A 20649-nucleotide genomic window follows, 5' to 3' on the forward strand; every position below is an offset into this window, starting at 1 on the left:
TCGCCGGGGAGCGGCCACCGTGACCGGTGTTCGGGCCGACCACCGCGTGCGGTTCGATCACAGTGTGCGGTTCGATCACGGTGTGCTGTTCGACCACGGTGTGCGGGCCGCCGGCAGCGTCGCACCATACGCCGGGGGCCACGGCACCCGGCGTGCCGCACCGGCCTCCGCCGCCCGCCCCTCGCATCCGCGGCCGCACGGCCCGTGCGCTGTGCCGCACCTGCCGAAGGAGCCCGGGGAGGCCGCGCCACGCCGGCGCGGTGGCGGGATCGGCGCCGTCGACCGCCGTTCGCCGTACCGCCGCCCCCTCCCCGTCCTTCCCGCCCTCCCCGGGCTCCGAGCCGCCCCGGCCCGCCGCCTCGCACGGAGTCGCGCCACCGACCACCACCGGACGGGGCGGGCGCACTCCCCGGGGGCCGTCGCACTCCCGTGCGTACACCCCGTGGCCCGGGCCCGGTGCCCTCCTCCACCGCCTTCCCGCACCTCACCCCGAGGGAGCCCAGCAGATGACGCGCGCGTCCAGCATGTTCGACCTCATCAGCGAGCAGACCGAGCAGAGGCCCTACTTCGAGTCCGGTGGCATCGGCCGGTCGCACGAGTTCTACACCGGCGAGGAGCAGTTCCAGCGGGAGATGTCCCGCATCTACGGCCGGCACTGGCTCCCGGTCGACCATGTCTCCCGCCTGAAGGAGAAGGGCGCCTACAGCACCCTGAACATCGGCAGCGGCTCCGTCCTCCTCCTCCACGGCGACGACGGCATCCAGGCGTACCACAACTACTGCCGCCACCGGGGCTACAAGCTCGTGGAGGAACCCAGCGGCAAACGGCAGAGCCTCGTCTGCCTGTACCACTGCTGGGTCTACGACCGGAACGGCCGGCTCAAGAGCCTCAACGGCACCTACTTCGACCACTTCTTCGAGAAGGAAAAGAACGGTCTGCTGCCCATCCGCACCGAGATCCGCCACGGCGTCGTCTTCATCACCTTCGCCGACGACGCCCCCGACCTCGACGAAGTCCTCGGCGAGTTCGGGGAGTTCGCGCGGGTCTACGAACTCGCCGACCTGGAGTGCGTCCAGGCCAAGGACTATCCCGTCGCCTCCAACTGGAAGCTCGTCGCGCACAACGTCAACGAGAGCCTGCACTTCCCGACCGCCCACAAGGACCTGCACCGCATCACCGACTTCGACGACGCCGGCACCTACGACCTCCGGGGCGACATCGTCGGAGCGTGGCAGTCCATCCGCAGCGGCTTCAACTCCGTGTCCATGACGGGCCACAGCCGGCGCACCCCGCTGCCGCTCGTGCCCGAGGCGGACCGGCAGCGGATCAACTGGATCACCATCCTGCCCAACCTCCTGTTCGGGTTCACCGCCGACTACGTGATGATGCAGTGGGTCTGGCCCGAGAGCCCCGGCACCTGCTTCGTACGGCACTTCTGGCTGTTCCACCCCTCCGAGACCGCCAAGGACGACTTCTCCCACGAAGCCGTGTTCGCCCTGTGGGACAAGGCGAACCACGAGGACTGGGAGATGTGCGAGCGCACCCACCGCGGTCTGTCGAACCCGCTGTGGAGGCCGGGCCAGCTCTCCCTCGACGAGGAGGTCGTCTCCCAGATCGACGCCTGGGTCGCCGCCCGCACCGCGGACCACGCGCGGGACACGGAGGCCCCCGGACCCGCCCGCCCCGCCGCCGTGGCAGAGGGGGGAGCATGACGACCACCTGCTACGTCATAGGGGGCACCAGGGTCCTCACCCGGTGCACGGAGAAGCTGCTCGACGCCGGCGTACACGTCGAGGGAGTCCTCAGCGACGACCCCGCGGTCGTGGCCTGGGCCGGCGCGCACGACGTGCCCGTGCTCGACCCGCACGACGACCTCGCGGGGACCCTGTCCCGGCGGCCGTTCGACTACCTGCTCAGCATCGTCAACTTCCGCATCCTGACCGCGGACGTCCTGAACCTTCCCCGGGTCGCCGCCGTCAACTTCCACGACGGCCCCCTGCCCCGCTACTCCGGCAGCCACGTCCCGGCCTGGGCCCTGTACGAGGGCGCCACCCGGCACGCGGCGACCTGGCATCGGATGACGGAGGCCGTGGACGCGGGCAGCGTCCTCCTCGAACGCTGGTTCCCAGTGCGCGACCACTCCACGGCGCTCTCCCTGACGTACGAGACCGCCGAGGTCGGAATCGACCTGTTCGACAAGCTCGTCCCGCACATCGTGGCGGGCACCCTGCCCGACCCCGTCGACACCGCCGGCCGGGAGCGCCGCTTCTACCGGCGGTCCGCGCGCATGGCCTCCGGCGGCATCGTCCACGCCGGCACCCCGGCCGCCGAGGCCGCCCGTATCGCCAAGGCCCTGGACTACGGCAGCTTCCCCAACCCGCTCGGCATCCCCACGCTCGTCACCGAACAGGGCGCCGTCCTCACCCGGCAGATCAGGCTGATCCCCCGCGACGAGCCCCGCACGGACACCGTGGTGCGGTCCGTGACCACCTCGGCGCTCACCCTGTCCGCCCCGGACGCCGACCTCGTCCTCAGCGACTTCGCCGCCGTCGACGGCAGCGCCCTCAGCGGCCAGGCCGCCGCCCAGCGGCTCGGCGCCGTCGAAGGTGCCGCCCTGCCTCCCGTGAGCGAGGAACGGCTCGCCGCCGTCGCCGCCGCCCAGAAGGCACTGCGCCCCCACGAACCCTGGTGGCGCGCCCGGCTGCTGGACCTGCGCCCGGCCCGGCTGCCCGTCGACGACTTCAGCGCCGGCGCGGCCCACTACGGCCGCTACGAGCTCGCGTTCGTCCCCGGCTCCCGCGAGGAGACCATCAGCGTCGTCCGCGCCTTCCTCGACACCGTGGCCGAACGTGCCGACGCACCGGTCTTCGACTTCGCCTGGTCGCCGTCGGCCGCCCGCGCACGCGCCGAGGACACCCAGGGCATAGCCGCCGCGCGATTCCCCGTCCGCTACGACGGCGACAGCGCGAGCGCCCTGCGCGCCAAGCTCGACGAAGCCGCGGCCCGGAACGGCTACACCGCCGACCTGGAGGTCCGGCTCGGCCTCGCCGGGCGGCCCCTGGGGAGCGGGGAGCCCACGTTCACCGACGTGATGGTCCTCGAACGCGGCGCGGGCGAGGAGGCGTCCGCCGAACCGCACACCGAGATCGCGCTCCTCTGCCTCAGGGACGGCCCGCCCACGGTCTTCGTCCGCGACACCGCCATGGCACGGGAGGAGGCGCTCGCCTTCACCGAGCGGATCGAGGACCTCGCCCTCACCGCCCTCCTCCACGGCGACGACACCCGGCCGGCCTCTCGAACCGGCGCCACCTCGCCCGCATCCCGGACCGACGACACCCGGCCCGCCTCACGGACCGGCGCCACCTCGCTCGCCCCTGTGTCCGACGGCGACGCCCCGCCGACCGCCGAGGAGACGACGGCGCCCGGGGGCGCGACCGTCCTCGACCTGTTCGCCGCCACCGTCGCCGACCGGCCCACGGCCACCGCCGTCCGCAGCGGCGCCCGCACCCTCGACTACGCGGCCCTCGACGCCTGGGCCGACGCGATCGCCGCCCGTCTGCACGACCAGGGCATCGAGTCCGGGTCGGTCGTCGGTGTCCTCGTCGACCGGGGCATCCCGCTGCTCCCGGCCCTGCTCGGCATCCTCCGCGCCGGAGCGTCCTTCCTGCCCCTCGACCCCGGACACCCCACGGACCGGCTGCGCGGCTACACCGAGGTCGCCCGGTGCGACCTGATCCTCACCGACCCCGCCACCCACGCGCTCGGTGCCTCCCTGGGCACGGCCCTGCTCGTCCCCGAGGCGGACGGGTCGGCACCGGCCGTGCCACCGACCGTCACCGCGGACGACCTCGCGTACACCCTGTTCACCAGCGGCTCCACGGGCACCCCCAAGGGCGTCGAGATCGAGCACGGGGCGCTCGCCGACTTCCTCACCGGCATCGGCGAGCGGCTCGGCACCCGCGCCGACGACGTCGTCCTCGCCCACACGACGGTTGCCTTCGACATCTCCCTGCTGGAACTCCTGCTGCCGCTGACCGTCGGCGCCGAGGTCGTCCTCGCCTCCCGCGAGACGGCCCGCGATCCACGGCGCCTCGCCGAACTGGCCGACCGGGTGACCGTCGCCCAGGCCACCCCCAGCATGTGGCGGCTGCTGCTGGCCACCGGCTGGACCCCGCCCGCCGACCTCACCGTCCTCTCGGGCGGCGAGGCCCTGCCCCGCGGCGTCGCCGAGAGCCTGCACGCCACGGCCCGGGCCCTGTGGAACCTGTACGGCCCCACCGAGGCCACCATCTGGGCCTCCGCCCACCGCGTCACCTCCGTGGGCTCCTTCGTCCCGCTGGGCGAACCGCTGCCGAACCTGCGGCTGCACGTCCTGGACGAGCACCTCACCCCCTGCGCACCCGGTACGGAGGGCGCGCTGTGGATCTCCGGCACCGGCCTCGCGCGGGGGTACGCCCACCGGCCCGACCTCACGGACGACGCCTTCACCGTCCACCCCGGGAGCGGGGTGCGCATGTACCGCACCGGCGACGAGGTACGGCTCCACGCCGACGGCGCCCTGGAATGGCTCGGCCGCGCCGACGCCCAGGTGAAGGTGCGGGGCAACCGCATCGAGCCCGCCGAGATCGAGCAGGTGCTGGAACGGCTCCCCGGCGTCACCGCGGCCGTCGTCGCCGCCGCACGCTTCGAGGGCCGGGGCGAGCCGCGTCTGACCGCCTACCTGGTCGGCGACGACCTGCCCGCGAAGGACCGGTTGGACGAGCACGTCGGCGCCACCCTGCCCGAGTACATGGTGCCGGACGCGTACGTACGGCTCGACGCGCTGCCCCTGACCGACAACGGCAAGGTGGCCCGCGCCCGACTGCCCCGGCCCACACGCGACACGATCCTGCGCACGGACACGACGACCTCCGCCCCGCACACGACGTCGGCCACCGAGGGCGCCGTCCTCACCGGCGAGGCGCTGACCGTGCTCGTCGCCCGGGTCTTCGGCGAGGTGCTCGGGCAGGACGACTTCCCGGCGGACGCCAACTTCTTCGACCTCGGCGGCGAGTCGGCCAACGTGACCGTCGCCGCCGTGCGCCTCGGCCGGGAGCTGGGCGCGGAGGTCACCGCCCCGTCGCTCTTCGCGACCGGTACCCCGGCCAGGCTGGCACGGCTGCTGGCCGACGAGGGCGTGGTACGGGTCGCCCGACCGGCCCCGCAGGCGCAGACCCCGGCCGATGCCGCCGAGCCCGTACGGGAGACGGCCGAGGCAGGGCAGGGGGCGGCGCCCGAGGTAGCGCGGGAGAAGGCGGACAAGCGGGCGCGGGAGGAGGCGCCCGAGGGGGCGTTGGCCGTGGTCGGGATGGCGTGCCGGTTCCCCGGTGCCGCCACGCCGGACGAGTTCTGGCGCAACCTGGCCGACGGGGTCTCCAGCATCGGTGACGCCCCGGCGGGCAGGCGCGGCTGGGCCCGGCTGTGGACCGGCGCCGAGGCGGACGCGATACCGATGGGCTGGGTCGACGGCGTCGAGTACTTCGACCCCGCACGCTTCGGCCTCAGCGACCGCGAGGCCCGCCGCCTCGACCCCCTTCAGCGGATGCTGCTGAGCGTGACCGTCGAGGCGCTGGAGAGCGGCGGCCACGACCACACCTCGCTCGGCGGCGACACCGGCGTCTTCATCGGCACCATCGCCAGCGACTTCCCGGAACTGGTCGCCCGGAGCATCGGCCACAGCGACCCGCACGTCGCCACGGGCACCGCGATCTCCATGGTCGCCAACCGGCTGTCGCACGTCTTCGACTGGTCGGGGCCCAGCATGGCCGTCGACACGGCGTGCTCGTCGTCCCTGGTCGCCCTCCACCAGGCCGCCGTCCACCTGAGGTCGGGCGACATCGACGCCGCGGTGGTCGGCGCCGCCAACCTGGTGCTGACGCCGGACAAGACCCGGTCCTTCGCCCGCAACGGCATGCTGTCCCCGCAAGGGGTGTGCCGCGCGTTCGACGAGGGCGCCGACGGCTATGTTCGCGGAGAGGGCTGCGGCGTCGTCCTGTTGAAGCGGCTCGCGGACGCCCGCCGCGACGGTGACCCGGTGCTCGCCGTGATCCGCGGCACCGCCGTCAACCACACCGGCGGCAGCGCCGGCTTCCTCACCGCGCCGAGCCGACCCGCCCAGACGGCGGTGCTGCGCAAGGCGCTCGCCGCCTCCGGCGTCGCCCCCGAAGACATCGGCTACGTTGAGGCGCACGGCACCGGCACCCAGCTCGGTGACCTCATCGAGCTGGAGGCGCTGCACGCCGTCCTCGGCGGGTCCGCCCGGCCGGTCGCCGTGGGGTCGGTGAAGACGAACATCGGCCACCTGGAGCCCGCCGCCGGCATCGCGGGACTCATCAAGACGATCCTCGCCCTCCAGGCCGGCACCATCCCGCCCTCCCTCCATCTCACCGACCCGAACAAATCGTTCGACTTCGCCGCCTCACCGCTGTTCGTTGCCGACCGCCCGCTGCCCTGGGAGGGACCGCGGATCGCCGGCGTCAGCAGTTTCGGTTTCGGCGGCGCCAACGCGCACGTGGTCGTCGAGGCCGCGCCCCCCACACCCGACGAGGCAGCGGACCACGACCGGCTGCCCCGGCTGGTGACCCTCTCGGCCGTGTCGGACGACGCGCTGCGCACCCTTGTGAACCGCCTGGTGCTGATGCTTCGCTCCCCGTACTGCCCGTCCCTGAGGGCACTGAGCGAGGCGAGCCGCAGGCGTACGGCGGCGGGGCACCGGCTCGCCTGCGTCGTCGACAGCCTGGAGCAACTGGAGGACAAGCTACGGCTGTTCCTGGCCGGCGTGGACGACGCCCGCTCCCTCCACCTGGGGCTGGCCGACGGCTCGTCGAGGACGAGAACCGCTGCGGTCCGGGACGGGGCGGACCGGGAGGAACTGAAGGCGACGGCACGGCGATTCGTCACCGGCGCCGACCTCGACACCGGGCCGGGACGGGCGGGCGTACGCTTCCCGACCGCGCCACACGACGAGAAGTACCTCTGGCTGGAACCGGCCGCCACGCCAGCACCTCAAGAGGTCACGCCCGCCGACGTACCCGGCGGGGCCGCCACGACCGGGCGTACGACCCACTTCTGGGCGCGGCTCCCCGAGGCCGACGAGCACGTCGTCCTCGGCAGGCCGACCCTGCCCGGCGCGGCCTACCCCGGCAAGGTGGCCGAACTCGTCGGCCGGGAACGGTTCGGCCTGCGCGATCTGACGTTCCGCAAGGCCGTCGAGGCACCCGCCACCCTCTCGGCCGAACGCGACGGAACACGCCTCGGCTTCCGGGACGGCGACGGAGCGCTCGTCGCCACCGCCGAGCTGACCGAGCCCGAGCCTCCGGCACTCCGCGTCCCGTCGGCCGAGGACGGCTTGACCCCCGTCGAACTCGGGTCGCTGTACCGTGCCTTCGCCCGTGACGGACTCGCCTACGGCACCGCCTTCCGGACCGTCGCCGCGCTCTCCACCGCACCCGGTCGGGCGACGGGGACGCTCCGCGCCGCGACCGCACCCGAGGGCGTGGTCGACGCCCGGCTCCTCGACGGCGCCTTCCAGATCGCCCTCGCCGCATGCGGCGCGCAGGGCCTGTACGTGCCGTTCGCCGTGGAACGGCTCACCGTCCTCGGCCCGGTCCCGGTCACGGCCCGTGTCCATGCCCGCCGCGAGAGGGACACCGGGCCCGACTCCGGCCTGCTGACCGCGAGTCTGCTGATGCTCGACGGCGACGATCCGGTGCTGGAGGCCCGCGGCATCACCTGGAAGCGGCTGTCGGGCACGCCCTCGTCCGGCGCCCCGAGCCCTGTCACGGCCCGCGGCGCCGACGCCGCTCCCGCGAGGCCCTCGGTACCGGCCGCGCGGAGCAACGGTCATCGTCCCGCGCCCGTCCCGCCGGGTCCGGGCCGGGGACGGGGTGACGGCCTCGACGCGACGCTGGCCCGCTGGGTGGCCGACGCCCTGGAGAAGGGCGTCGACGAACTCGAACCGGACCGTCCGCTGCAGGAGCAGGGGCTCGACTCCGTCCTCGCGGTCGCCCTCGCGCAGGACATCCGCACCAGGCTCGACGTCGACATCCCGGTCACCCTCGTCCTGGAGACCGGAACGGTCGACCGGCTCACCGCCGAACTCCGCGAGGAGTACGGCGTCACCCTCACGCCCGGCGCCGCGGACGGCCCCGACACACCGGCGCATCCGGCGCCCTCGGCGGAGCCGGCGAAGCCGGACACCGCCACCGCCCCCGGCGTCCAGCGGGAGGATCCCCTCGCCCCCGCCGAGCCGGCCGTCGCCCCGGCTGGGACGGCCGTCGCCCCGGCTGGGACGGCCGTCGCCCCGGCTGGGACGGCCCTCGCCCCGGCTGGGACGGCCCTCGCCCCGGCGGAGCCGGCCGTCGCTCCCCTCGCGGCCACCGCCGCGTCGACCGCCGTGGCCTCTGCCGCGTCGACCGCCGCGCCGGTCCTCGCTGCCGGCCCACCGGCCGTCGATCCGGCCGAGCCGAACCCCGCTCCCGCCGCTTCCGCCGCCCCCGCCGCCGGCGGTGCCGACCCGGAGCGGCACGACATCGCCGTCGTCGGCGTCGACGGTGTCTTCCCGAGCGCCGCCGACCCGGGGGAGTTGTGGCGGGTCCTGCTCGACGGTGAGGACTGCCTCCGTGAGGTGCCCGCCTCCCGCTGGGACATCGACGCCTACTACGGCACCGACGGCGAGCCCGGCACCGTATACCTCAGGCGGGCCGGCTTCGTCGACGGGCTCACCGACTTCGACCCCGGCTTCTTCCGGCTGTCACCCGCCGAGGCCCAGTGGATCGACCCGCAGCAGCGGCACCTGATCCAGTCGGCCTGGCGCGCCCTGGAGGACGCCGGGCTGGCCGGCAGACCGCACCGCTCCACAGGCGTGTTCGTGGGCGCCAGTTACCAGCACTACCGCGACCTGGTCGTCGACGACGTCGTGCAGACCGCTGCGGGCCTCGGCAACCACAACGCGATCCTCGCCAACCGGCTCAGCTACTTCCTCGACCTGCACGGCCCGAGCATGACGGTCGACACGCTGTGCTCGTCGTCGCTGGTGGCCCTGCACACGGCGGTGCGCAGCATCCGCGCCGGCGAGTGCGAGCAGGCCATCGTCGCCGGCGTGCACCTGGGGATGTCACCCCAGTACTTCCAACTCGGCTCACGCCTCAGGTCGTTCTCGCCCACCGGCAGGTCACGTGCCTTCGATGCGGGCGCCGACGGCTTCGTCCCGGGCGAGGGTGTCGTCGCGGTCGTGGTGAAGCCCCTCGCGGCGGCGCTGCGCGACGGGGACCGGGTACGGGGGGTCATCCGGGGCACCGCGGTCAACCACGGCGGCCGTACGAGCGGCCTGACCGTGCCGAGCGGTGCGGGGCAGCAGGAGGTCGTGGCGGCGGCCCTGGCGGACGCGGGCGTGTCCCCGGAGTCGATCGGTCTGGTCGAGGCGCACGGCACCGGGACGGGGCTGGGCGATCCGATCGAGGTGGAAGGGCTGATGCGGGCGTGGCGCCGTTTCACGGCGAGGTCGCAGTTCTGCGCGCTCGGCTCCCTCAAGAGCAACATCGGCCACCTGGAGCCCGCCGCCGGACTCGCCGGACTGGTCAAGGTCCTGCTGGCGCTCGAACACCGGGTCATCCCGCCCACGGCGAACGTGACCCGCCCGAACGACCACATCCGCTTCGAGAACACGCCCTTCTACCTCGCGGACCGGCCCGTCGAGTGGCCGCGGGGGAGCGGGCCGCGCCGGGCGGCGGTCAGCGCGTTCGGCATGGGCGGCGTCAACGCCCATGTCATCGTCGAGGAAGCCCCCGACACGCCCGCCCCCTCGGGCCCGACGCAGGACAGCCATCTCCTGCGCGTCACCGGCGCCGACGAGGCCGCCGTACGCGCCCTGGCCACCGCCTACGCCGACCACGTGGCTGTCACCCCCGAGGACCGGCTGGGGGACGTGGCCTTCACCGCCAACACCGGCCGGGCAGCCCAGCGTCACCGGGTCGCCGTGCGGGGTGCCACGGCCCGAGAGCTGGCCGAACGCCTGGGCGACGTCGCGGCCGGCCGCACACCCGTCGTCCGGCACACCGGCAGGGCCGTCACCACGGCCTTCCTGTTCACCGGCCAGGGCTCCCAGTACCCCGGCATGGGCCGCGGCCTGTACACCACGGAACCCCGCTTCCGCGACGCGCTGCACACCTGCGCCGACCTCCTCGTCCCGCACGTCGACGTCCCCCTCCTCGACCTGCTGTGGGGCGACGCCCAGGACCTGCTGGAGCACACCCGGTACGCGCAGCCCGCCATCGTCAGCGTCGAGGTGGCCCTGACCCGCTACCTGGAGGCCACCGGGGTGCGCCCCGACGCCGTAGCCGGGCACAGCCTCGGCGAACTCACCGCCGCCTGGTCCGCCGGGGTGCTCTCGCTGCCCGACCTGCTCCGGCTGACCGCCCTGCGCGGACGGCTCATGCAGGACCGGCCCGCGACCGGCGCCATGGCCGTCGTCCACACCGACACCGACACCCTCATCGACGCGCTGCGCGCCCACCCCGGCCTGGAGATCGCCGCCTACAACGCGCCGAACGCGCACACCGTCACCGGTCCTGCCGACACGCTCGCCCGCTTCCGTGAGGACACCCCGCACCGCACCCAGCTCCTCCCGGTCAGCCACGCCTTCCACTCCGCCGACATGGAACCGGCCGTCGCCCCCTTCGCCGAGGCCGTGGCCGCGACCGCCCTCAAACCGCCCGCCGTCCCGTTCGCGTCCACCCTCACGGGGACCTGGCACACCCCGGACTCCGCCGTGGACGCCGGGCACTGGGCCGAGGCCATCCGCCGGCCCGTCCGCTTCACACAGGCGCTGGCCGCCCTCGCGGAGACCGACCCGCGGGCGGTCTGGGAGATCGGCCCCCACCCCCACCTCACGCCCCTGGCCCGTACGACCCTCGCCGAGCCGCACCCCGTCTGGCTCACCACCCTCCAGCGCGGGCGGGGCGACCAGATCCAGCTGCACACCGCCCTCGCCGCCCACCACAACCTCACGGGCGCCGACCTGAACTGGCCCGCGCTCCACGAGGACAAACGGCACCGCACGACCACCCTGCCCGTCTACCCGTTCCACCGGGAGCCGCTGGCCGCACCCCCCGCACGTCGCCGCGCAGTGACGAACGCCGTCAGCCACCCGCTGTTCGACCGCCACTACCAGCACCGGAGCGAGGGACAGTGACGCAGCGAGCCGAGACGTACGAGAAGACCTTCGCGGGGAGCGAGCCCCTCATCGCCCAGCACCGCGCCGGGGGCACCGGACTGCTGCCCGCCGCGGCGCAGTTGGAGATGGCGATGGTGGGCGTGGCCCGGCTCGGGCCGTTCGCACCGCTGGAACTGACCGACGTGGCCTTCCTCAGGCCCCTCACCCTCGCCGACGACGCCACGGCGGCCGTCCGCCTCGACGTCGTCCACGACCCGGACACCCGCTTCGAGTTGAACACCGTCACCGCCGGGGAACGCAAACAGCTCTGCACAGGCCGCGGCCGACCCCTCCCGTACGACACGCCCAAGGGGACCGTCCCGCGGATCACCGTCCGTCGCACCATCGCCCCGGACGACCTGTACGCCGGCTGGTCGCGGGCAGGCCTGCGCTACGGGCCGGACTTCCGCACCCTCCGCGAACTCACCGTCGGCGACGGCACCGCCCGCGCCCTTCTGCGCAGCGACGCCGAACCCCTGCCCTGGTTCGCCCACCCCCTGCTGACGGACGGCGTGTTCCAGGTCATGAGCTGCGCCCTCCAGGACCTCGACGCAGCGACCGGGCCGCGGCCCATGCTGCCGATCGGTGTCGCGCGCGTCGCCGTCCACACCGATCTGTCGGCCCTGGCGTCCGGGGCCACCGTCCTGGCACGCCGCACCGGGGTCGAGGGCGCCTACTCGACGGGCGACGCCCTGGTCCTCGGGCCGTCGGGCGAGGTCGCGGCGGAGTTCACCGGAGTCCGTATGCGCAGCACCACCGAAGTGGGACGAACCGCCGCCCCGAGCGGGCGCACCGCGCGGCTCGTCTCCCGTATCCACTGGCGACCCGCTCCCGGCCCGGCCCGCCGCGCCGCGCAGGGCACCTGGGTGGTCCTCCACCACGGCGACGCCCTCGGCCGGCGAACCGCCGGGCGACTGCGCGCCGACGGCGCCCGCGTGGTGGAGGTCGGCCTCGGCACACCCGCCACGCCCCGTCCGTACGAAGCCACCGGAGCGCTCCAGGACGACCGGCTCGTCCTCCCGCACGCCGACGAGGACGCCTTCCGGCACCTGTGGGAGGGCATCGGGGACCCGGTCGCGGGAGTGGTGCACCTGTGGAACGCCGGTACGACGGACGGTGACCGGGAGGAGGACACCGAACTCGGCGCCGGTCTCTACGGATGCTTCGCCGCCCTGAAGACGCTCGGCGAACGGCAGCGCAGGTCCCGTTTCCTCGTGGTGACCCGGCACGCCCAACCGGTGGGGCACGGCGACGTACCGGTGCCCGCCCGCGCCGCCCTGTGGGGACTCGTCCGCACGGCGGCCATCGAGTACCCCGGCCTGCGCCCCCGGCTCGTCGACCTCGACGACACCTCCGGCGACGCGCTCACGGCGGAACTGGGCGATGGCCTCACGGAGACCGGAGACGGCCCCGCCGCGACGGACAACGGCCCCACGGCGACGTACGACGGTCCCACGGAGGTCGGCTACCGGAACGGCGTCCGCCACGAACCCGTCCGCGTGTTCGACGCACTGGCCGGTCCGGTGGTCCGGCCCATCCGGCGGGGCGGCCGCTATCTCGTCCTCGGCGGACACGGGGGACTGGGCCTGGAGGTGACCCGCCGCTTCGCCGCGGAGGGCGCGGGACTCGTCGCGCTCGTCAGCCGCAGCGGCCGACCGGGAGCCGCCCCCTCCCACCCGGTCGACACCGGAGCAGCGGAATGCACCGTCGTGTCGTACGCCGCCGACGTCACCGCCCCCGGTGAACTGAGCGCCGTCGTCGAACGGATCCGCGACGAGCACGGCGAACTGCACGGCGTGGTCCACGCGGCGGGCACCCTCAAGGACGGACTGATCCGGTCGACCACCGCCGAGGACATCACCGCCGTCCTGCGGCCCAAGGTCTCCGGCGTACGCGAACTCGCCGACGCCGTCGCCGGCACGGACCTCGACTTCGCCGTGCTGTTCGCCTCCGTCTCCGGCACCTTCGGCAACCTCGGCCAGGGCGGCTACGCCGCCGCCAACGCCTATCTGGATGCCTTCGCCCACGCGCACGGCACGCCCTGGCTCAGCGTCGACTGGGGCCTGTGGGGCGAGGTCGGCATGGGCACGGCGGTCGCGGACCAGCTGCGGCGCCGGGGCGTCAAGCCACTGGGCACGGCCGAGGCCCTGGACGCGCTGATCACCGTGCTGGGCGGGGACGCCCGCCAGGTGGTCGTCGCCCACCCCGACGCTTCGCAGGCCGGGCCCGACGGGGACGAGGGGAACGCCACCCCCGCCACCCGGCCGCCGGCCGGCGCGGACACCGGTGACCTGGACGCCGTACACGTCGCCGAGGGACGGGAACGGGTGGAGGACGCGCTGGAGTGCTTCCTCGCCGAGCGGCTCGGCGTGTCCTCGTTCGACCGCCGCGCGCCCCTCGCCGACTACGGCATGAGCTCCATCATGAGCGTCGAGCTGTCCGAGGAACTCTCCCGCCGGTGGGGCCTCCATCTCCCGGCCACGCTCTTCCTGGAGCACGGCGACTTCGCCGACCTCGCCCAGGCGTTGACGGACCGATACGGGGCGGCCGGCGCGGTCGCGCCCCCGAGGACGACCGGGCCCGAGCCCGGCGTGGGGGAGGGGAGGACGACCGGGGCCGAGGCCGGCGCGGAGGACGTACGGTCCCCTGAGCCGCAGTCCGGGTCGGTCGGGCGGACCCGGCGGGCTGCCGGCCGGGCCGGGCGGGACATCGCGGTCGTCGCCGTCTCGGGGGACCTGCCCGGCGCGCCGGACGTGGCCGCCCTGTGGCCGCTGCTCCGCTCCGGCGGACACGCGTTCACCGAGATACCGGCCGAACGCTGGGACATCGACGCGCACTTCGAGGCGCGCGGCCCCCACATGACGGGCACCTACTGCCGCACGGGAGCCTTCCTCGACGCCATCGACCGCTTCGACCCGTCGTTCTTCGGCATCTCCGTACGTGAGGCCGAGGAGATGGACGCCCAGCAGAAGCTGCTGCTCGAACACGCCTGGGCGGTACGCGACGAGAGCGGCCTCGCCGGTCGCCGCGACATCGGCGTCTTCGTCGGCGCCACCTACACCCACCACCGCGACGCCCACGGCCTCGACACCGTCGGACCGCACACCGCCCTAGGCTCCCTCAACGCGGTGCTGGCCAACCGCGTCTCCTACGCCCTCGACCTGACGGGCCCCTCCCAGACCGTCGACACCCTCTGCTCCTCCTCCCTCGTCGCCGTCCAGCAGGCCGTCGCCGCACTCCGCTCCGGGACCTGCGGCGCCGCGATCGTGGCCGCCTGCCACGTCGGGCTCACTCCTTGGTACTACCGCAGCCTCAGCCAGCTCGGGGCCCTCTCCGAGACCCTGCCGAGACCGTTCGACGAACGCGCCGACGGGTTCGTCCCCGGCGAGGGAGCGATCGCCGTCATGCTCCGGCCCCTGGAGGACGCCGAGCGCGACGGTGACACCGTCTGGGGCGTCATCCGGGGGACCGCCGTCAACCACGGCGGCCGTGGCAGCGCCCTGCCCGTGCCCCGCAGCGAGGCACAGAGCGCTGTCATCCGGGCCGCCCTCGACGACGCCGGCGCGGCCCCGGCGGACATCTCCCTGATCGAGACCCACGGCACCGCGACCCGGCTGGGCGACCCGATCGAGATCGCCGCGCTCACCGAGGTGTTCGGCGCCGACCCGGACCGCCGGACTCCGCTCCACCTCGGCTCGGTGAAGGCCAACGTCGGGCATCTGGAACCGGCGAGCGGACTGGCCGGACTGGTCAAGGTGCTGCTGTGCCTCAGACACGGGGAGATCCCGCCCCTCGCGGGCCACGAGACGCCGGGAACGCACCTCGACCTCACGGGTGGGCCCTTCGTGATCCCCACGCGGCGCACACCGTGGCACTCCGACACGCCGCGCCGTGCCGGGATCAGCGCCTTCGGCATGGGCGGCACCAACGCCCACATCGTCGTGGAGGAGTACGCAGCACCGCCCGCGCCGGACGCCTCCGCGCACGCTCCGCTCGGCGAGTACCTGCTTCCGCTGTCCGCGCACACCCTCAATGCCCTGGTCCGGCGCGCGGCGGACCTGGAACGGGCGCTGCGCGCCGAACCGTCCGCCGCGGGCGCGCTGTGCCGCTCGGCCGCCGCGGGACGCGACCATCTGCGCCACCGGGCCGTGGTCCTCGGCACCACGGCCGACTCCCTGCTGGCCGGACTCGTGCGGATCGCAGGCGGAGACCGAGAGGCCCTCGGGGACGGGGAGTCGCGCGGCATCGTCCTGCGTGACGGGACGGTGCCGCGCGGCGCCGAGCGTCCCGCCGACGCCGCACTCGCCGCCCGCCTGGCCCCCTTCACCTCGCACACCCCCGACCGGATCGCGGCCCAACTCAAGCTCCCGGATGACCGGTTGAGCACCGGGCTGGCCTTCTTCCACGCCGGCGGCGGAACCGTGGACTGGGGTCGGGTGTACGAGGGCGTGCCGACCCGCCGCGTCGCTCTGCCGCCCTACCCCTTCCGGGCCGAAGCAGCCGTCGCGCCCGCCACGGGGACGGAGTCCACGGACCGGGGCGCACGCCAGGTCACGGCCGACGTGACGGGGATCGTCGAGCGGCTCTCCCGCGCCCACCGCGTGTTCGGTGAGGACACGCTGCCGGGAGCGCTGACGCTGGCCCTGGCTCTCCGCAGCGCCGCTGTCCTCAGGCGGGTCGCGTTCGTGAGCCGCGGCACGGGCTCCCACCCCCTCCTCAGCGACCTCGGCGACCTCGACGGCCCCACCCGCACCGGGCCGGTGACCTTCCGGCACGGCGGCCGGATCGTGGCCCGCCTGGAGACGGGCCGCGCGGACGAGGTGCCGGCCGGCAGGTTCGGCGGCCTCGACATCGACGCCCTGCGCGCGGGGCTCGACCGCACTCTCGAACCCACCGGGCTGTACGCCTGGTTCGCGGCCAAGGGCATGGATTTCGCCGCCCCGCTGCGCTCCCTCACGGAGGTGCGCTTCGGTGCGGCCCGGGTGCTGGCCCGGGTCGACGTCCCTGCCGGTGACGCCCTGGAGGGGGCCGCGGTCGCCCTGGACGCCGCGCTGCAGAGCATGGCCGTCCTGACACTGGCCGATCCTGCCGCGGTGTCGGCGGCGTACCTGCCGGTGTCCATCGGGCGCGTCGTACGGCTGGACGATCCCGCGCGGGCCACCCATGTGCTGCTCGACGCCGACGACACCGCGCCGGACGGGGTGCGGCGCGGACACGCCTCCCTGCTGTCCGCGGAGGGCCGCGTCCTGGTGCGCCTGGAGGACGTGGAGTACCGGACGGTGGCGGCCGGGGCCCGGCAAGCGGTGAACGGCGCAGCCGTGACCGCCGCCCTGCCCTCGCCCAAGTCTGCTTCCGCAGCCGCGCCTGCGCCATCCTCTGAGCCCGAGCCCGAGCCCGAGCCCGAGCCCGCACCCGTGGCCGGGGTCGAGGCCGCCGTGCTGGCCGTCGTGCGGAACGTCCTGCACGACCCGAGCGTCACGCCCACCACCTCCCTCTCCTCCGCCGGCCTCGACTCCATGCTGGCGACAGCGATCGCGGCGGAGATCGAGGAACACCACGGCGTACGGCTGAGCCCCACGGACGTCCTCGACGCGGCGGACTGCCGCGCCCTCGCCGCCCAGGTGGCCGAACGGACCGAGGCACCCCGGCCCGCCACCCTCGCCGCAGTGACGGTCACCGCCGCTCCTGCCCCCGACCCGGCGCCCGAGCTCACACCTGAACTCGCGGCCCATTCCAAGGACATGGCCGTCATCGGCCTCGCCCTCGCCCTGCCCGGTGCCCGGAACCCCGAGGAGCTGTGGCGGCTGCTGATGCGCGGGGGCTCGGAGATCGGGGCCGCGCCGGCCCACCGCTGGGGGACGTACGCGGAGAGCTCCGCGTCCGATCTCGGCGGCTTCCTCGACGACGTCGAGGACTTCGACGCCCGCTTCTTCGACTTCTTCCCCAAGCAGGCCGAGGTGCTCGACCCGCAGGCCCGCTGGCTGCTGCGCACGACCTGGGAGGCGCTGGAGTCGGCAGGTCTGCCGCCGCGCGGACTGCCGCCGTCCACGGGGGTGTTCGTGGGCGCCAGCTACCAGCACTACCGCGACTACAACATTCCGCCGGAGCTGGACGCCCACAGTGGCCTCGGCAACCACAACGCCTTCCTCGCGAACCGGCTCAGCCACTTCCTGGACCTGCGCGGCCCGAGCATGACGCTCGACACGCTGTGTTCGTCGTCGCTGGTGGCCCTGCACACGGCGGTGCGCAGCATCGGCAACGGCGAGTGCGAGCAGGCAATCGTCGCCGGTGTCCGCGTCGCCATGTCGCCGTTGCACTACGTGGCCATGAGGAATCTGCGGGCCCTGTCCGCCTCCGGCGCGTCGCGTGCCTTCGACGCGGCGGCCGACGGGTTCGTACCGGGCGAGGGCGTCGTGTCGGTGGTGGTCAAGCCGTTGGCGGCGGCTCTGCGGGACGGGGACCGGGTACGCGGGGTGATCCGGGGGAGCGCGGTCAATCACGGGGGCCGCACCAGCGGACTGACGGTGCCGAGCGCGCGCGGCCAGGGGGAGGTGGTGGCCGAGGCCCTACGGGACGCCGGCGTGTCACCGGAGACGATCGGGCTCCTGGAGGCGCACGGCACGGGGACGAGCCTCGGTGATCCGATCGAGGTCGAGGGTCTGACCCGGGCCTGGCGTGAACACACCGATCGCGCCCAGTTCTGCGCGATCGGCTCGCTGAAGTCGAACGTGGGCCATCTGGAGCCGGCGGCGGGCCTCGCGGGCCTGGTGAAGGCCCTGTTGGCGATGGAGCACGGCGTGATCCCGCCGACGCTGCACGTGACACGCCCCAACGACCACATCCGCTTCGAGAACACCCCGTTCTACCTGGCCGACCGCCCCCCGGCCCTGGCCGCGAGGCGGACAACCGAGGCGGGCCGCGGTCAGCGCGTTCGGCATGGGCGGGGTCAACGCCCATGTCGTCGTCGAGGAGCCACCACCCGCACCCGCCCGTACGGTGACCGTTCAGGGCCCCCACCTGGTGCGTGTCACCGCGGCGGACGAGCCCACCGTGCGCACCCTCGCCGCCGCCTACGCCGACCGCTTCGACGCCGCACCCGACGACCGGGAGACCGCCGACCTCTGCCACACGGCCAACGTGGGACGTTCCCCGCTGGAGTTCCAGACGGCCGTGAGCGGGCGCGACGCCGCCGAACTCGCCGCGGCACTGCGTTCCGTCGCCGCGGGCGAGCTGCCGATCGCCCGCGTCGACAGCGAGCTCACCGCCGAGCAGGCCCTCGGCGGCACGGTCGCGGCCGGGGAACCGCACCGTCACACCGCCGTCGTCGCCATGGTGAGAGCCGGATACGCGCACGTCGAATGGGCTCGGCTCTCCGCGCCCGGAGCATGCGTCACCGACCTCCCGACCTACCCGTTCGCCGCGCGGAAGCACTGGCACACCCGCGAGGCCACGGCACCGTCATCCCCCGAGGCGCTCCGCGTCGCATGGCATCCCCAGGAGCTGCCGCTCGCCGGGGCCCGGCCGCCGCGTGGCTCGGTGCGCCTCGTCACCGCCGACACCGCCCTGCGGGCCGCCCTCACGGCCCTGCTCCGCGAGGACGGCGCGATCGTCGAGGAGACCGGTCTGGGCGCCGACACCGTCGTCGTGGTGAACCCCCCGGACGGTCCGGCCGGCGAACCGTCCGACCTCAGCGCCTTCTGGTCCGAACTGGCCTCCCTCGTCAAGGCGTTGCCCGCGCACGGGCGGCTGCTCTGGGCAGGACACCACGGCGCGGCCGTGCACGTTCCGGCTGTGCACGTTCCGGCCGTGCACGGGGCCGAGCGCGCGCGGCCGGAAAACGCACGGCTGAGGCCCGAGGCCGCCGCCATGGCCGTGGCCGTACGGGCGGCCTGCGCCGAGAGCCGGAAGCGGTGCGCCGTCGTCGACCTGGACCCGGCGGACCCGGTCGGCGTCCGGGCCCGGCAGGTCGCCGCCGAGTACACGGCCCTGCTCCAGGGCCCCGACGCCGATCCGGGCACGGACCTCCTCCCCGGCACGAGCGTGGCCTACCGCCGGGGTGTCCGGTACGTGCCGCGAACGGCCGCCGCCCGGCCCGGCCCCTCGTACCGGCCGACCGGTGACGGGTACTACCTGGTGACCGGGGGACTCGGCGCGGTCGGACGGCATCTCATCCGGCGGCTCGTCGACGGCGGGGCCCGTCACATCGGCGTCATCGGGCGCTCTGTCCTCGACGAGGCCCGCGCCGCACGGCTGCGGGAGGCGGCGCAGGGGGCCGAGGCGGCGTACCTGCCCTGCGATGTCGCCGACGCTTCCGCCCTGGCCGCCGCGGCACACGAGTTCGGGGCGCGCTGGGGCCGCCTGCTCGGTGTCGTGCACTGCTCCGGCGGGGTCAACCCGTTCGGCGCGATGCACCGCCGGCCCTGGAGCGACGCCGCGCGCGTGGTCGCCCCGAAGGTCCCCGGCTCGCTGAACGCCGTACGCCTGGCCCAGGAGGAGGGCTCCGACTTCGCGGTCCTGGTGTCCTCGATCGCGGGCACCCAGCCCCGGGCCGGACGCGGCCTCGTCGACTACAGCCTGGCCAACGCCTACCAACTCGCCCTCGCCGAGCGCGAGAACGGCCCCGTCACCGCGGTCACCGCCCACGCGTGGCCCAACTGGACCGGCACGGGCATGGAGGCGGACGCGTCGTACTCCGCCGCGCACTCCCTCGCAGCGGACGAGGCGGCCGACGCGTTCCTCGCCCACATCAGGTCGGGTGGCGCGGTCGTCTTCCCCGGCACGGCCTCCACCGCCGCGCCGCCGCAGGCACTACCCGCATCGGCCGACTCTCCCGCGACGCGAGGGGTGGCCCGGCCCGGGGCGTCCGACGAGGTGGCGGAGATCCGTACCGTGATCGCCGCACGGCCGTCCGGTGGACGGAATCACGAGCTGATGCGTGGTCATGTGCGGGACGCGTTCGTGCATGTGTTGGGCGAGGACCCGGGCGACCGTCCGCTTCAGGCGCTGGGACTGGACTCCCTGGTCATCGCCGAGCTGACCGCCGCCCTGGAGCGGTGCAGCGGCCTCACCGTCGATCCCTCCCTGCTGATGCGGGCCCCCACGGCCGCCGAGGTCGCCGCCGGTCTCACCACGGCCGCCCCGGAGAGCTCCCCGGCCTCCGCCGAGGACACGCCGTCGCCGGGACCCGTGGCCGTGAACGACCAGCGTGTCTCCGCGGCCGGGGACGGTCAGCGTGTCTCCGCGGCCGTGGACGGTCAGCCTGCCTCCGTTGCCGTGGACGGTCAGCGTGCCTCCGTTGCCGTGGACGACCAGCGTGTCTCCGCCCTGAGCGCTCTGCTGCACCCCCTCCTCACCCGCGACCGGAACCGGTGACGCCATGACGACCGAGCCGAACGAGA

Annotated in this window: 3 protein-coding genes and 2 pseudogenes; all 5 read left to right on the top strand. The window is 74.5% G+C overall.

Features of this window, described 5'->3' with window-relative positions:
• The first annotated feature begins 506 nt into the window (after nucleotides 1–506).
• Nucleotides 507–1712 carry an aromatic ring-hydroxylating oxygenase subunit alpha gene (locus M8J73_RS25700; RefSeq protein WP_249829105.1) on the top strand — a complete coding sequence of 402 codons (1206 nt, stop codon included), beginning with the start codon at nucleotides 507–509 and terminating at the stop codon, nucleotides 1710–1712.
• Nucleotides 1709–11230, top strand: coding sequence for a polyketide synthase (locus M8J73_RS25705; RefSeq protein ID WP_249829106.1), 9522 nt, complete (start codon nucleotides 1709–1711; stop codon nucleotides 11228–11230). The genes M8J73_RS25700 and M8J73_RS25705 overlap by 4 nt, the downstream gene beginning before the upstream one ends.
• A pseudogene (locus M8J73_RS25710) lies at nucleotides 11227–18012 on the top strand (SDR family NAD(P)-dependent oxidoreductase); the annotation flags it as partial. The gene M8J73_RS25705 and the pseudogene M8J73_RS25710, both read left to right, overlap by 4 nt.
• A 169-nt stretch (nucleotides 18013–18181) precedes the next feature.
• Nucleotides 18182–19852, top strand: a pseudogene (locus M8J73_RS45905) (ketoreductase domain-containing protein); the annotation flags it as partial.
• Nucleotides 19853–20182: 330 nt separating this feature from the next.
• Complete coding sequence (locus M8J73_RS45910; RefSeq protein ID WP_283947005.1) at nucleotides 20183–20623, top strand: acyl carrier protein; 441 nt, start codon at nucleotides 20183–20185, stop codon at nucleotides 20621–20623.
• Nucleotides 20624–20649: the final 26 nt, after the last annotated feature.

The sequence above is a fragment of the Streptomyces neyagawaensis genome, assembly GCF_023516595.1.
GTDB classification, from domain to species: Bacteria; Actinomycetota; Actinomycetes; order Streptomycetales; family Streptomycetaceae; genus Streptomyces; species Streptomyces neyagawaensis.

Bases quoted from the DNA above. Each gene is read 5' to 3' on its own strand.
- M8J73_RS25700 (WP_249829105.1), top strand. From the start codon at position 507: ATGACGCGCGCGTCCAGCATGTTCGACCTCATCAGCGAGCAGACCGAG.
- M8J73_RS25705 (WP_249829106.1), top strand. From the start codon at position 1,709: ATGACGACCACCTGCTACGTCATAGGGGGCACCAGGGTCCTCACCCGG.
- M8J73_RS45910 (WP_283947005.1), top strand. From the start codon at position 20,183: ATGCGTGGTCATGTGCGGGACGCGTTCGTGCATGTGTTGGGCGAGGAC.